The sequence below is a fragment of the Sphingobium sp. BYY-5 genome (assembly GCF_022758885.1).
Classification (GTDB): Bacteria; Pseudomonadota; Alphaproteobacteria; order Sphingomonadales; family Sphingomonadaceae; genus Sphingobium.
Genome location: NZ_JALEBH010000001.1, coordinates 2,452,346 through 2,466,531, shown reverse-complemented (window position 1 = coordinate 2,466,531; position 14,186 = coordinate 2,452,346). Strand labels below are relative to the sequence as shown.

The following is a 14,186-nucleotide window of genomic DNA, read 5'->3' as shown; positions in this document are numbered from 1 at the left end:
CAGGGATACATGTCATGCGCTTGCGCAAACTTGGCGGCAGTGGGTTGTTCGTATCCGAACTTTGCTTTGGGGCGATGACCTTCGGCGGCACGGATGGCCTGTGGGGACAGGTCGGCAAACTGGGACAGGAGGATGCCGATGCGCTGGTCGGCGCTGCGCTTGACGCGGGCGTGAACCTCTTCGACACGGCGAATGTCTACGCGCACGGCCGGAGCGAAGAGATTCTCGGCCGTTCGCTGAAAAACATCGGCGTCGCCCGGGATCACGTGATCGTGGCCACCAAGGTGGCCTCGTCGATGGGCGAAGGGCCGAATCAGCGCGGCGCATCGCGCCGACACATTCTGAGTGAATGTCACGCCAGCCTGCGCCGGTTAGCGCTCGACCATATCGACCTCTACCAAGTTCATGCCTTCGATCCCGCGACGCCGATCGAGGAGACGCTGGAAGCGCTCGACACGCTCATGCGTGCCGGTGACGTTCGATACATCGGGCTTTCGAACTGGGCTGCCTGGCAGATTATGAAGGCGATCGGCATCGCGCGGGCGCGTAACCTGGCACCGATCACCTCGCTCCAGGCCTATTACACGCTCGTGGGCCGGGACGTGGAGCGCGAGATCGTTCCGCTGCTGACAGCCGAACAGGTCGGCATGATGGTCTGGAGCCCGCTTGCCGGTGGCTATCTCAGCGGCAAATATGCCGATGGCGACAATCTTGACGCGGCGCGGCAGACCACGCTCGACTTTCCACCGATCGATCGCGTCCGTGGAGAACCGCTGATCGGCGTGTTGAAGGAAGTCGCGATCAAGCATGGGCGCCGGCCCGCGCAGATCGCTATAGCATGGCTGCTAGAGCAGCCCGTGGTGTCCACCGTCATCATAGGCGCAAAGCGCGTCGAGCAGTTGAACGAGAATCTACAGGCAGCGGAAGTCGAACTCGACTCGGACGACATGCGCCGCCTGGGCGCACCCAGTCGTCTTCCAATAGAGTATCCCGGCTGGCTGCTGAACCGGGCAGCAGAGCAAGATATGTAATCTATGTTGCCAGCGTTCGCACAGAGTACACGGCGGCGAGGGTTCCGCGAATGGCAACGCCGGGTTTCTCGTGCGCCAGCTTCCGCAACGCCTCCAGCTCCCTATTCTCCTCGATAACAATCATCAGGAGATCGCGACATGCCTGCAGTCCTCGTCCACGGCGTACCCGACACCCACCGGCTCTGGGACACCGTCCGCTCTCATCTTGAGTGCAAGGACATTATTACGGTCGATCTCCCCGGCTTTGGCAATCCGTTGCCGTCGGACTTCAGGTCAACAAAGGAAGAGTATCTCGAATGGCTGATCAACCGGATCGCTGAGATCGGCGAACCCGTAGATTTGGTCGGTCATGACTGGGGATGCCTACTGACAGGCCGCCTCACGTCGATCCGACCGGATCTGGTGCGGACCTGGACCGGCATCAGCGGGCCGATCGATCCGGAATATCCGTGGCACTATCTCGCCAAGATCTGGCAGACGCCAGGCGAGGGCGAGCAATGGATGCAGGACCTCGACCTCGAGGAATTTGCGGCGAACCTCGTCGAGGCGCAGATGCCGAAAGATGCGGCGGATGAAGCGGTTCGGCATATGGATGCCACCATGCGGGCAAGCATCCTCGCCCTTTATCGTTCCGCCATAGAGGTCGGCGCGGAGTGGAAGCCGGGGTTGAGCAACATCACCGCGCCAGCGCTCGTGATCTGGGGCCTGGACGATCCGTTTCTGCCGCACCGCTTCGCCGACGAGCTCGGCAATGCCACCCACGCACGCGCCGTCGTGAAGCTGCGCGCCTCGCATTGGCCGATGATAGAGCGTCCGGCCGATGTCGCGCGCGAACTCGAGGCCCATTGGGCTCAAGTTTAACTCCCTGCGCTTGCGTCACGCGGGCTCAAACCCACGCATCCGCAGCGCGACCGGCAAGGCTTGGTCACTCGCTATCCGCCCAAGCATTCGTCCGGGAACGAAACCATGGTGAAGCAGCACGGCGAGCATTGCCCGGGCTGCACCACACAGGAGCACACCTACATGACCAATTCAGCAAACACCCGGATCGGCGTTGGAATCGTCGGCGCCAGTGCCGATCGAGGCTGGGGCGGAATTGCTCACGTCCCGGCGCTGCAGGCGCTCGATGCGTTCCAGATCCGTGCCGTCAGCACGACTCGTATGGAGAGCGCGAAAGCGACCGCCGGTCGACTGGGCGCCGATCTCGCCTTTGACACACATCAGGCGCTGGTCCTGCGGCCGGAGGTCGACTTGGTGGTGATTGCGGTCAAGGTGCCGGATCACAAGCAGATCGTTTCCGACGCGCTCGCCGCGGGCAAGATGGTCTATTGCGAATGGCCGCTCGCGCGAAACCTGTCGGAAGCCGAAGCGCTGGAGGGGTTGGCCCGCGAACGGCAGGTGCGCACGGTCATCGGCTTGCAAGGCGGCCTGCACCCGCCGATCCGCTACCTTCACGACCTGGTCCGGCAAGGCGTGATCGGCAAGCCGCTCAGCACGAGCATCCGAGCGCATTTGAACGACGACATGTGGGTCGGCCGATATGATCCGCCGTTTGAGTATATGGCTCGCGCAGAGAATGGCGCCACGCTTCAAAGCATTATGCTCGGCCACGCGCTGCAACCGCTCGCGCACGTCCTCGGCACATTCGAGAGCCTGTCCGCCATCGTGGCCAATCAGCGCGGCGACGGCGTCCGCCTCTCGGATGGCACGTCCCTCTTGAAGGACGCGCCGGACGAAATCATCGTTGCCGGTGTTCTCGAAGGCGGGATCGTCACTTCGCTTCACTACAGTGCCGGGCAGTCCGCCGGCTCGGTGTGGGAAATTCAAGGCACCGAAGGCAGTCTGCGGGTCGAGACGGCGTCGGGCTACATCCACTTCGGCGACATGACCATCACGTTGCGCCGCGGCAGCGAGCCTGTCCAGCAGCTACAGATCCCACCCGCATATGCGGCTCCCGACCTGCAGCTCGATGCGCCCGCGGCGGGTGTCGCCCGCCTCTACGCCGAGCTCGCCGCCGACCTCCGCGACGGAACCGCAGATGCGCCGGACTTCGCGGTCGCACTCGATCGTCACCGGGTGCTCGAGGCGATCACACAGGCCGCTGAAACGGGTCATCGCCAGCATCTGGCCCAACCCGACCTAGTAAACTCGAATCGCTGAAAACCAAGGAAGGGTCGTGTCGTCGGGCTTTTCGGGCCGACGGCGAAATCGACTTATCATGCAGCCAGCAGGAGACTTCGCCGTGACCACCAAGCTCAAGATCGACTTCGTTTCGGATATCGCCTGCCCCTGGTGCGCGATCGGGCTAGGAGGTTTGGAGCAGGCGCTCGCGGCCTTGGAGCACCAGATCGACGCCGATATCACGTTCCATCCCTATGAGCTGAGTCCGGACATGCCGGCGGGCGGGCAGGACGCCTTGGAACACATCAGCAGGAAGTTCGGCATGCCCCACGACCAGATTCGCTACAGCCGCGAGACGATCCGGGAACGTGCCGCCGGCGTCGGCGTCACCATGAACACTTCCGACGAGAGCCGGATCTACAACACGTTCGACGCGCATCGGCTGCTTGCCTGGGCGAAGGATGAGGGACGGCAGCTGGAGATGAAGCGCCGCCTGCTAGCGCTGTATTTCACCGATCAGGTCGATCCCGGCAACCATGACGCTCTCGTGGCGGCGGCCGAAGAGGTAGGTCTGGACGGATCAGCGGCGCGTGCGGTCCTCGAATCCGATCGATACGTCGAAGAGGTCCGTGCCGAAGAGGATCTTTGGCGTAGTCGCGGTATCAGGAGCGTACCGGCGGTGATCGTCAATGACCGACATTTGATTTCCGGTGCGCAACCCCCCGAGGAATTCGAGCGGCTGCTGCGTGGTCTCGCCGGCGATGCCGGCTGACGCCGACGACGCGTCGAACGCATCGCCGCACTGTCGAGGCGCGTGTCCGCGCTCGCGACCGGATGAACTTCTGCTCGAGGTCGGACGCTCAGCGTGACAGCGCCCGCTCTTAGTGTGATGGAGTTGCGGAAGCCGTTGCCAGGAGGCGTCGTCATTCGAATCATGAGGGTTACCGAAGCAAGCCCAACGGTGCCCATTCTTATTGCGATCGCAGTGGTAGTTGGACGCGAGGAAGTACCGGCAGCGCTGCCCGCAACCCGCATACATGGGCTGATAACTCAGGATTGCGCAGCGATGCAGGATCGGAACGATCGGCGTGATCCGCGAATCCCCAATCGATCGCGATGAAGCGCTCGCGGGCATAGGAGCGCTGAGACGCGCTGAGTCTGATAGACATTGACGACCTGGAAGCACCGGCGGATCGACAGTCGACCGCATTTGAACAACCATAGCAATTGATAAAGTCTTCGAATGGAAAGTGCTTCGTAAGACGCTGCTGGGGATTCTCGATGAAGGTTTTGGTAAAAAGACGCGTCAGCCGAACTTGACGAGGTTCAGCGCCGGCAGGGGCCCACCGGGAAATTGTACGAGCTGACCGCCAATTGAAATCGAGCCGAGATCGATGCCGAAAAAACCAATCTGATCGATGATTGCGGCTACCTCAGCCTTGGCCCGCTGATCGTCACCCGAGTAAAAGAGGACGCGTTTGCCGCCTTCCGCTTGCGGATCGCCCGACAATTGGGCCGGGGTGAGATGATTGAACGCCTTCACGACCCGCGCACCGGGAACGAGGTCGGCGAATACATCCGACGAGGTGCGGCCACCCAAGTCCACCGGGCGATAGAGCGGCGCCTCAATGGGGTTGTTGGCATCGATCACGACCTTGCCGCCGAAATCCAGACCCGCGAGCGCGCCGGGAATTTTCGACCACTGGACAGCCACAAGAACGATGTCCTGTGCAGCGGCTTCCTTGACCGTTCCAGCCCGAACAGACCCTCCGAACGTGGAGGCGAGCTCCGCAATGCTGTCAGGTCCGCGGCTGTTCGCGATGACGGCCTCAATGCCTGCCTTGCCTAACGCCCTCGCGAACGCACCACCGATGGCGCCTGCGCCGATAATACCGATCGTCATGAGCCAGTCCTTCAACCACGTGTTTCCGTTGACCAGAGAATGGACCATGGATAGTCGTATCAATAGTTTGAGATGGATTGTTTAAGTTTCAATTTCTGCTTGAAGGTTGATTCGCGTGGAGACACTTGCCAACCTGGAAGCCTTTGTCCGCAGCGCGGAGGCAAACAGCTTCTCGGACGCGGCTCGCCGCCTCTCCCTCACGCCGGCGGCAGTCAGCCGGAACGTCGGCATGCTCGAACGAAATCTAGGTGTGCGGCTATTCCATCGCTCGACACGCAAGTTGGCCCTGACGGAGGAGGGTGAAGCCTTCCTGCAAAGCATCGGCGACAGCCTTGCCGATCTTCAGAGCGCTATCGACGGCGCCTCTCAGATAAAGGGCGAGCCCGTCGGCGTCCTAAAAGTGAGCATGAGCCTCTCTTTCGCCATGGGCTACGTCCTTCCCGCACTGCCCGAGTTTCTCGGCAGGTATCCGGGCATCCGACCCGATTGGCATTTCGATAGCCGCCAGGTCGACCTGGTTGCGGAAGGCTTCGACGTCGCGATCGGCGGGGGCTTTGATCTAAATCCCGGAATTGTTGCCAAGGCGCTAGCGCCCGTTCACGTCGTGGCCGTCTGTGCGCCAAGCTATTTCGGCGGAAGAGCTCAACCGACGAGCCCGGCCGATCTCGCTGAATATGATGGGATTCTCATGCGCTTCTCGACATCGGGTCGCATCCGACAATGGGTGATGCGGAATGCCCAGGGCGATGAGGCGCGCGCGCTGTTGAAGGAGACAGTCGTTATGAGCGACTCCGCGCCGATGATCCAAGCGGCCCTTGCGGGGCTCGGTATCGCAATGGTTGCTATACCGGACGCGCTTCTGCATTTGGAGAGCGGCGCGCTGATACGCATTCTGCCTAAATGGTATGCAGACGCGGGATCAATATCGCTCTACTACTCAGGTCGCGCCTTACAACCGCGCAAAACCAGAGCATTCATCGACTTCTATACGGAGCACTTTCGCCGAGAGCGCATCAGCGCACGGTTCGCAGGAAGCCTCAAATAAGCCAACGCAATCCCCTGCCCTGATGATTGGCTCGGAAAAAATGATGGGCACTTCCATTGCCTCTATCTAAAGAGGCGCCAAAAGATCCGACGCTGCTGGAGCGGAGCGAGGCGGCCGACAGGGATATACGCGCGGAGGGTTCTGAAAGCTCCTAGCTCTTGGGTGCCCTTGGTCATACCTTGGCACCAGCCTTTGGGCGAACCACCGGAGATCTTGACCAAGGTGGCTGCGAGCGTCGGAAATCTCACGCAATGTTCGCGATAGATAGAACGATCGCAGCCCCTCCTTGAAATGGGCTAGGTTAGGTAAGCGTACCTCCATCAACCGTGATGATGGTGCCCGTGATCTGGCGGGCGGCACTCGACGCAAGGAAGGCGACCGCAGCTGCCACGTCCTCCGGCTCGCCATAACGTCCCAATGGGATCAACGCCCGCTGGAAGTCACCGAACTCACCTTCGGCCGGGTTCATTTCCGTATTCGTTGAACCAGGCTGCACCAGATTGACGGTGATATCACGAGGACCCAGTTCGCGCGCCAAACCTCGCGTAAATGATTGGAGGGCGGATTTCGTCATGGAGTAAACCGTCGATGGCCCGACAATTCGCTCGGCGCCGGCGGACCCGATCGTGATAATGCGCCCCCCGGCAGTGAGGTGGGGCATAGCCGCCTGAGATGCCAGGATCGGGGACCGCGCATTGACGGCAAAGAGCGCGTCGATCTCGTCGACAGTGAAGTCCGCAACCTCCTTGTAGGTAGCGATCGCCGCGTTGTTGACGAGGATATCAAGACCCTCAAGAGCTTTCACTGCCTCGTCCACCGAGCGCGTAATTGCACTCGGATCTGCGCTATCGGCCTGAATTGCAACGGCGGCACGGCTCTTGTTCTTTATCGTTTCCACCACCTTTGCCGCACGATCGGCGGAATGCGCGTAGGTGATGGCAACGTCTGCGCCTTTCTCCGCCAGCGCAATTGCGATAGCCGCACCAATCCCGCGTGACCCTCCGGTCACCAGTGCGCGTTTTCCAGTCAACTCGGTCATCGAATATTCCTTCTTCAGTGTTTGCGCGACGTGCGCGCTGCCATGGCGATGTTCGTCGACCGTCACGCGATCGATGTTGGCGCCGCACCCTGAAGATGGACGGGATGCCGTTTCACAATAAGCGGCAAATCGATTGATTTATTTTCAACGGTTCGTTTGCAATGGCCAGGGATTTCGGCCGTCGACCGCTTGCCCATTCCGACTCTTTCATGATCTGTCGAGGCTAGCGTAGGCCTTGCGTCGTCTCGTCTGTCGCCGCGGAACTGTCTCTGCGATACGGGCACGGGCGCAAATTCCATGTGCGGCAGCGCGAGTGAGGGTCGCGACAGGGAGGCATGCGGGTCAGATCGGCGCGGCGATCTCGCCGAGACTGACCGAAGTCAACCCGAGCCAGGTGGCCATCCGGCCCAGTTCGATCGTCAGCCGCTCTATCGCTTCGGGCGGTGCATGGGGTTCGAGCGTGACGCGGTGCGCGCGCAGCACGCCCGCCTGGCGATCGGCTTTGAGGTCAATGCGCCCGGCAAGGGCCTCGTCGAGCAGAAACGGCAGCACATAGTAGCCGTGGGTGCGCTTGTCCTGCGGCACGTAGATTTCGATCCGGTAGTGGAAGGCGAACAACCGTTCGGCGCGACCGCGTTCCCAGATCAGCGGATCGAACGGCGCGAGCAGCGCAGCGCCCTGGCAGCGGCGCGGCAGCTTCGCGTCGCGATGCATCCAAGCCTTCTGGCTCCAGCCTTGAACTTTGACGGGCACGAGGATGCCTTGTTCGGCGAGCGCGGCAATGGCGTGATCGCCTTCGTTGGGCTTCAGCCGAAAATAGTCGCGCAGGTCGGCAGCGGTCGCGACGCCCATCGCGCGGGCGCTGCGCTCGATCAGGTGACGCTGCGCGGTCGCGGCATCCGGAGTGGGAAGCTCTCGGATCATCTGCGGGATGACCCGCTCGGGCAAATCATAGACGCGCGCGAAGCTGCCGCGGCGCGTCGCCGTCGTGATGAACCCGGCCCAGAACAGCCATTCGAGGGCATGTTTGGTATGGCTCCATTCCCACCAACCACTCCTGCTCTTTCCTTCCTCGAAGTCGGCGGCGGTGAGCGGTCCATCGATGCGGATGCGATCCAGAATGGCGTCGGCTTCGGCGCGCCGCTCCGTCGCGAAGCGGCGCAGGCCGACATAGCCGGCTTCGCCGCGTTCGGCCTTGGCCATCCGCCAGCGCAGGTACGGGTGCAGGTCGAGCGGCAGCAACGACGCCTCGTGCGCCCAATATTCGAACATGTGGCGCTGGCGCTTAGGTCCCCAGGCGTCGCGTTCGAGCAAAGCGGGATCGTAAGGCCCGAGCCGCGAAAAGGCTGGCACGTAATGCGCGCGCGTCAGGACATTGACGCTGTCGATCTGGAACAGGCCGAGCCGGTCATGGGTGCACCGAAGCTGCGCGGCGCTGACATGTGGAAGCTGGCGTTGGCCGAACGCGCCGCCAAATCCTTGCGCCGCAAGCGCAATGCGCCGCGCCTGCTTTAGCGAGAGAGTGAGGGTCACCGGGTTCGTACAGCCAAGTCGCTTACGGCTCAGATGCCGTCGCAGCGCGAGACCAGCGCCGCGGCGCCCAAGATCTCTAGGCCGCTACCCTGATCCTGCAGGTCGCGCGCTCTGCGGAACTGCGCATCATAGCGGATATAGCCGAACGGCTCCTCGGCACAGACCGCGAGCATCGTCGTCGTCTTGCCCACCGCGGCCACGACGCGGCCGCCCTGCGCGGCGATACGGTGCGCGAGTTCGCCATGCCGGGGCTCGCCGAGAATGGCGATGCGCTGGCCGATGAGCGCGCCCTCTGACGCGGGCTTTGGCGCCGGCGGGGCCGAGGCACGTTTGGGGGATGTGAGCCAGCCTTCAAGGGGAATGCCGGTCGCCTCGCTTGCCTTTACGACAATGAGCCCGGCAGCCCGGGCGTCACTCCGTGCGTCATGATGCTTCAGACGAATGCCGAGATGCTTCGAAACGACATTGAGGCGATGGCTGGGCAGCTCGGGCCAGACGCGCTTGGCGACGCGGACGCTATCAAGCCAGGTCGCTTCGATCGTGGCGCGGTCATGCATGCGGCAGGCGGCGCCGATCGCGCCCTTGTCGAAATAGCTGTGCGCGACTGTCACCCGGCCGGAGAGATGGCTATCGATCATCTCATGAAGCGCACCAAAGCAGGGCTTGCCCGCAACATGATCGGCAGTGATGCCATGGATGCGTGTGTTGAAGCTGCTGAAATAATCCTTAGGGTCGATCAGCGTCTCATATTCGAAAGCGATCGCGCCGCCGCGAAAGCCGACGATCCCGATCTGGCAGATGCTGCTCACACGGCCGCATGCGGTCTCGACATCCACCGCCACGAAATCGACCGCCCCCGGATCTACTGCGGAAACGGCAAGGGAGGTATGGGCACGACCAGCGGACGAAAGGAACATACCAAGACCATAGCCTTTAACAGTGGCAGGTCCAAGCAGGAATGGTGCGCGCTGGCACGTTGATCTGGCCGCGATAGGATGTGACAGAGCGAGCCTCTACCACATCCCGGTGCCATTGCGACGAGCCGTCTATATCAACCGGTCGGGCGTGCCGCTTTGAAGTCGGGGCGCAGCACCTTCCCGCCGTCTCGCAATTGGTCGAGATAATCCGACCAGCGCTGCATCATGCGCACCCGTTCATCCCAATATTCGCCGCGCGCATAGGCACGCCGGACCTGGTTGACGGCGTTCTCCGACATCGCCTTGCGCGGCTTGCCGAGGCACGGGAACAGGTATTTCCACCGGTGCGTGTGCTCGTGCAGTTCCTTGAGCATCGCGATCACTTGCCGTGACAGGGGCACGCGGTGCGGACGCCGCATCTTCATGCGTTCGGCCGGAATGAACCAGATGGCCTCGTCGAAATCGATGTCGGTCCATTCCGCCTGCCTGAGCTCGCCGGGGCGCAGCAGCACATGCGGCGACAGGCGCATGGCCATCACCGTCACCTTGTGCCCGCTGTAGCCGTCGATCGCCCGCAGCAGCGCCCCGACCTCGGACGGTCGCGTGATGGCCGCGAAGTGCTTCACTTTGGGCACGGCGATGGCGCCCCGAAGGTCGGCGGCGACATCCTTGTCGCAGCGAACCGTCGCCACTCCATAGCGGAAGACGCGACTGAGGACGCTGCGCATGCGCCGCGCACTCTCGTAGGCGCCGGTCGCCTCGATCTTGCGAAGGACGGCGAGGACCTCATGCGGCGTGATCTGCGCGATCGGGATGGTGCCGATCAAGGGATAGGCCTTGGCAAGAAGCCAGCGGATCTTGTCGACGGTCACCGGCACCAGACCGTCCCGCTCGCATTTGACGAGCCATTCCGCGGCAACCGCCTCGAAGATGTTGGCAGCAGCGTACTTGGCGGCGATCCGCGCGCGCTTTTTCTCCAGCGCCGGATCAATCCCCTCGGCAATCTTCTTCTTGGCTTCGTCGCGCCGAACACGCGCGTCCGCGAGGCTTACCGTTGGCCACCCCCCGAGATGCAGATTCTTCTGCTTGTCCAAAAAGCGGTATTTGAAGCGCCAAAGCTTCGAGCCATTGGGTTGAATGACGAGGGAGAGGCCTTGGGAATCGGAAAGGCTCCAGGGCTTCGTTCTTGGCTTGGCGGCATTGATCTGGATGTACGTCAGCATGGTCGTTTTCCCAGCAAGGCCGGGTCGATCCGAGGGCACCAAAAAGAGCAACATTTTGGGGTCGCTGCTGGTGCTCTTAGCCGGATTTCGCCGGACGATGTCTGGCGATTCTCTGTCTAAAAATGCTGTGAAACCAGCCTCTTACTGGACGATCCTGGACGTATCCAGAGCCAGTATTGGTGCCCAGAAGAGGACTCGAACCTCCACGACCTTGCGATCGCCAGCACCTGAAGCTGGTGCGTCTACCAATTCCGCCATCTGGGCACGGGGTAGGAGCGCGCCTCTAACTGGTGCCTTGGGGGCTGTCAACGCATGGTCCGCATTATTTTTTGGGTTTCGCGGAAAAGCCGGTTTAAGGGCGAAGCACGATATCTCCTCCAGGATATGAAAAAGCCCATGACGCCTGCCGATACTGTTCCGCCTGCCTTCTTCGCCCGCCCCGACGGGTTGCGTCTGGCCTATCGCTATAGCGCAGGGACGGGGCCGACGCTGGTCTTCCTGCCGGGCTATATGTCCGACATGGAGGGAGGGAAGGCGGTGGCGCTGCATGGCTGGGCGGAGAGTGAGGGGCGAGCGATGCTGCGGCTCGACTATGCCGGCAATGGCGCGAGCGACGGGCGTTTCGCCGATGGCACGCTGGAAAGCTGGCGCGACGACGTGCTGCTGCTACTCGACGCAGTGGTGCGGGGGCCGGTGTTGCTGGTCGGGTCGTCCATGGGTGGCTGGCTGGCGCTGCTGGTCGCGCTGGCGCGGCCGGAGCGGGTGGTGGGCCTTGTCGGCATCGCCGCCGCGCCGGATTTCACCGAATGGGGCTTCACCGATGCGGACAAGGCGTTGCTGCGGACGGAGGGCCGCATCGAGGAACCGACGCCCTATGGCGATCAGCCCTATGTGACGACGCTGGCCTTTTGGGAGTCGGGGCAGGCGTTGCGGCTGCTGGATGGCGAGATCGCGATCGATTGTCCGGTGCGGTTGCTCCATGGTCAGGCGGACCCCGACGTGCCGTGGGAGATCGCGCTGCAAACCGCCGGGCGGTTGCGTTCATCCGATGTGCAGACGCTGCTGGTTAAGGACGGCGACCATCGCCTTTCCCGCGACGGAGACATAGCCCTGTTGATCCGTACCGTCGCTACCCTGTTGGACAGCCTCTGATGCCCTTCCTGCTGCCGCTTCTGCTCCAGGCCTATGATCCCGAAATCGAGGCTGTGATGAACCGCAGCCGCAAGCAGAAGCAGGAGGCGCAGGCGGCAGTGGCGGCCACCACGGCGCCTGCTGCTGCTGCAAGCGTGCCGGCGCGGGAGGACGGCAGGATTCCCGTGCCCGAGAAATTTGCCGCGCCCTTCCAGGCCTGCCTCGACCAGGCGATGGCATCGCCTGATGCCGGGGTCGCCTTTGCGCAGAAATGGCGGATCGAAGGTGGCAGCTTCTACGCCCGACATTGTATGGGATTTGCCTATGCGCGCGCCGAGCGCTGGACGCCCGCTATCGTGGCGTTCGAGCAGGCGGCGGAGGAGGCCGAACGCGGCGGTGAAATGGCGCAGGGCGCGCGGCTTTGGGCGCAGGCGGGCAATGCGGCGTTGGCCGGTGGGGATGCCGCCAAGGCGCGTACCGATTTCGACGCGGCGCTGGCGCGCGGCCTGCCCGATGGATTCGAGAAGGGCGAGGTGCATCTCGACCGCGCGCGAGCATTGGTGGCGCTGGGCGATATGGCGGCGGCGCGGGATTCACTAGATGTCGCACTGACCCAGGCGCCCAGGGACCCGCTGGGCTGGCTGCTGTCGGCGACGCTGGCGCGGCGATCGGGCGAGATGAGCCTGGCGCAGGCACATATTGCGCGCGCCGTGCAATTGTCGCCCGATGATGCCTCGGTCGCGCTGGAGGAGGGCAATGTGGCGATCCTCACCAATCATGAGGATGTGGCGCGATCCGCCTGGCAGCGGGCGGTCAGGCTCTCGCCGGACTCGCCTGCGGGTAAGGCGGCGGCGGACAATCTGACGCGACTGCCGGCAGACAAGCCCGTGGGGTAGGCCCAGAGTATTTACAGTCTGCGGCCCATTCGCGCAGTAAAGGCGACAGCGAAATGGACAGCAGGAGTGCCACCGCCGCAAGCAATGCTGAGGCGGCGGCCCCGGTCATCTCAGGTAGAAGTCGACGGTCGTGACAACACGCACCTTCTTGTAGGGTGTGTCGCTTCCGCCCTCGCCACTCTCGCCATCGCGCGCGTCGATCGAGAAATAGCCTTGGGTGGCGCTCTTGATCCCGCCCACGCCCGCGCCTGAATCCTTGGCGAACTGTTCGGCGGCGGCGCGCGCATCCCTGGTGGCGGCCGCCACCATCTGCGGCTTGATGTCGTTCAACCTGGTGAAGCTGTAGCGCATCCCCGACCCTTCTTGCAGCGTCACGCCGCGGCGGACCAGATCGAACTGTTGCGCTACGGCTTTCTGCGCGCGGGCGATGTCGGTCGTGCGCAGCAGCATCCGCTGGGTGATGGTGATGGTGTTGACGCCATTGTTGAGATACTGATTCACCCCCGCGCCGGTCGGGGTCAGATCCCCCGACTTGAAACCGAGGCTATTGAAATAGGCTTGCAATTCCTTGGTATTATTGTCGATTTCGGTACGGACCGTGGGCAGGTCGAAGCCGGTGGCCGAATAGCTGATCGACCAGGTGGCGAGGTCGGCCGTCACATCCTTTTCGGCGAGGCCGCGCACCGTGACGGATCGATCGGCCGCTTTGGCGCGCTTGAGCCCATCGCCCAGCAGATAGCCGCCGGCGATCAGGCCGAAGGCGAGCAGCGCCGCGCTGCCCAGAAGAATCCTGTCCCGCATATCCATGTTTCGCCTTCCTCTTCCGTTCGATGATGCCCGCCCTTATCTTGTGGGTCTATCTGCCATTGCGCCGATGAACCGTTGCTTTATGGCGGCGAACGGAGAAGAATTTGCCCAAATATCTGCACACCATGATCCGCGTCACCGATCTGGACAAGACCAAGGCTTTTTTCGAACTGCTGGGCCTCCGACAGGTGAAGCGCTACGACAGCGAGCAGGGCCGTTTCACCCTGGTCTACCTGGCCGCGCCGGGTGATGAGGATGCGCAGGTCGAGCTGACCTACAACTGGCCGGCCGAGGATGGCGGCCCGGCCGAGATTTATGATGGCGGGCGCAATTTCGGCCATATCGCCTATCGGGTCGAGAATATCTACGAGACCTGCCAGGCGCTGATGGACGCAGGCGTGACGATCAACCGGCCGCCGCGCGACGGGCACATGGCGTTCATCCGCACCCCCGATAATATCTCGATCGAACTGCTGCAGGATGGACGGTTGGAGCCAGCCGAACCCTGGGCGTCGATGCCCAATATCGGGGTCTGGTAGC

The 14,186-nt window shown here is 62.7% G+C and carries 15 protein-coding genes and 1 tRNA gene; 9 read left to right on the top strand and 7 right to left on the bottom strand.

From position 1 onward, the window contains the following. The first annotated feature begins 14 nt into the window (after positions 1–14). The 4 genes from MOK15_RS11820 (at position 15) to MOK15_RS11805 (ending at position 3,924) form a co-directional block, all read left to right on the top strand. Positions 15–1,031 carry an aldo/keto reductase gene (locus MOK15_RS11820; RefSeq protein ID WP_242931790.1) on the top strand — a complete coding sequence of 339 codons (1,017 nt, stop codon included), beginning with the start codon at positions 15–17 and terminating at the stop codon, positions 1,029–1,031. 138 nt (positions 1,032–1,169) lie between these two features. Then, positions 1,170–1,892: an alpha/beta hydrolase gene (locus MOK15_RS11815; RefSeq protein ID WP_242931789.1), complete on the top strand. Its 723-nt coding sequence runs from the start codon at positions 1,170–1,172 to the stop codon at positions 1,890–1,892. Between the two features lie 105 nt (positions 1,893–1,997). Continuing rightward, the gene (locus MOK15_RS11810) at positions 1,998–3,191 is read left to right on the top strand and encodes a Gfo/Idh/MocA family oxidoreductase (protein ID WP_242931788.1); all 1,194 of its coding nucleotides are present in this window, start codon (positions 1,998–2,000) and stop codon (positions 3,189–3,191) included. A gap of 82 nt (positions 3,192–3,273) precedes the next feature. Further along, complete coding sequence (locus MOK15_RS11805) at positions 3,274–3,924, top strand: DsbA family oxidoreductase (protein ID WP_242931787.1); 651 nt, start codon at positions 3,274–3,276, stop codon at positions 3,922–3,924. Between the two features lie 534 nt (positions 3,925–4,458). On the opposite strand, the gene MOK15_RS11800 is transcribed toward MOK15_RS11805, so the two are convergent. Next, positions 4,459–5,103 carry an NADPH-dependent F420 reductase gene (locus MOK15_RS11800; RefSeq protein WP_242931786.1) on the bottom strand — a complete coding sequence of 215 codons (645 nt, stop codon included), beginning with the start codon at positions 5,101–5,103 and terminating at the stop codon, positions 4,459–4,461. Positions 5,104–5,170: 67 nt separating this feature from the next. On the opposite strand from MOK15_RS11800, the gene MOK15_RS11795 reads away from it, so the two are divergent. Next, positions 5,171–6,100 carry a LysR family transcriptional regulator gene (locus tag MOK15_RS11795; protein WP_242931785.1) on the top strand — a complete coding sequence of 310 codons (930 nt, stop codon included), beginning with the start codon at positions 5,171–5,173 and terminating at the stop codon, positions 6,098–6,100. A gap of 301 nt (positions 6,101–6,401) precedes the next feature. On the opposite strand, the gene MOK15_RS11790 is transcribed toward MOK15_RS11795, so the two are convergent. Together MOK15_RS11790 and MOK15_RS11785 are read right to left on the bottom strand one after the other, a co-directional pair. After that, the gene (locus MOK15_RS11790) at positions 6,402–7,205 is read right to left on the bottom strand and encodes an SDR family oxidoreductase (protein ID WP_242931784.1); all 804 of its coding nucleotides are present in this window, start codon (positions 7,203–7,205) and stop codon (positions 6,402–6,404) included. A 276-nt stretch (positions 7,206–7,481) separates the two neighbouring features. Continuing rightward, positions 7,482–8,492: a crosslink repair DNA glycosylase YcaQ family protein gene (locus MOK15_RS11785; protein ID WP_242931783.1), complete on the bottom strand. Its 1,011-nt coding sequence runs from the start codon at positions 8,490–8,492 to the stop codon at positions 7,482–7,484. A 3-nt stretch (positions 8,493–8,495) separates the two neighbouring features. On the opposite strand from MOK15_RS11785, the gene MOK15_RS11780 reads away from it, so the two are divergent. Further along, positions 8,496–8,654, top strand: coding sequence for a hypothetical protein (locus MOK15_RS11780; RefSeq protein ID WP_242931782.1), 159 nt, complete (start codon positions 8,496–8,498; stop codon positions 8,652–8,654). Positions 8,655–8,701: 47 nt separating this feature from the next. Here MOK15_RS11780 and MOK15_RS11775 read toward each other — a convergent pair whose 3' ends face one another. The 3 genes from MOK15_RS11775 to MOK15_RS11765 all read right to left on the bottom strand — a co-directional run bounded on the left by MOK15_RS11775 (position 8,702) and on the right by MOK15_RS11765 (position 11,076). After that, entirely contained in the window at positions 8,702–9,589 is an 888-nt protein-coding gene (locus MOK15_RS11775; RefSeq protein ID WP_242931781.1) for a 3'-5' exonuclease, read from the bottom strand. A gap of 134 nt (positions 9,590–9,723) precedes the next feature. Continuing rightward, positions 9,724–10,812 carry an integrase arm-type DNA-binding domain-containing protein gene (locus MOK15_RS11770; RefSeq protein WP_242931780.1) on the bottom strand — a complete coding sequence of 363 codons (1,089 nt, stop codon included), beginning with the start codon at positions 10,810–10,812 and terminating at the stop codon, positions 9,724–9,726. Positions 10,813–10,989: 177 nt separating this feature from the next. After that, a tRNA-Leu gene (locus tag MOK15_RS11765) sits at positions 10,990–11,076 on the bottom strand. Positions 11,077–11,208: 132 nt separating this feature from the next. Between MOK15_RS11765 and MOK15_RS11760 the strand changes: the two genes are divergently transcribed. After that, positions 11,209–11,964: an alpha/beta hydrolase gene (locus MOK15_RS11760; protein ID WP_242931779.1), complete on the top strand. Its 756-nt coding sequence runs from the start codon at positions 11,209–11,211 to the stop codon at positions 11,962–11,964. Next, a complete protein-coding gene (locus MOK15_RS11755) occupies positions 11,964–12,839 on the top strand; it encodes a tetratricopeptide repeat protein (protein WP_242931778.1) in 876 nt (291 codons plus the stop codon). Before MOK15_RS11760 ends, MOK15_RS11755 begins: the two co-directional genes overlap by 1 nt. A gap of 105 nt (positions 12,840–12,944) precedes the next feature. Here the strand turns inward: MOK15_RS11755 and MOK15_RS11750 are convergent, their stop codons facing one another. After that, positions 12,945–13,646 (bottom strand): SIMPL domain-containing protein, encoded by a 702-nt coding sequence (locus MOK15_RS11750; protein WP_242931777.1) that lies wholly within the window; start codon positions 13,644–13,646, stop codon positions 12,945–12,947. Positions 13,647–13,750: 104 nt separating this feature from the next. Here MOK15_RS11750 and MOK15_RS11745 point away from each other — a divergent pair, with 104 nt between their 5' ends. Next, positions 13,751–14,185, top strand: a complete 435-nt coding sequence (locus MOK15_RS11745; protein ID WP_242931776.1) for a VOC family protein — start codon at positions 13,751–13,753, stop codon at positions 14,183–14,185. The last annotated feature ends 1 nt before the right edge of the window (position 14,186 follow it).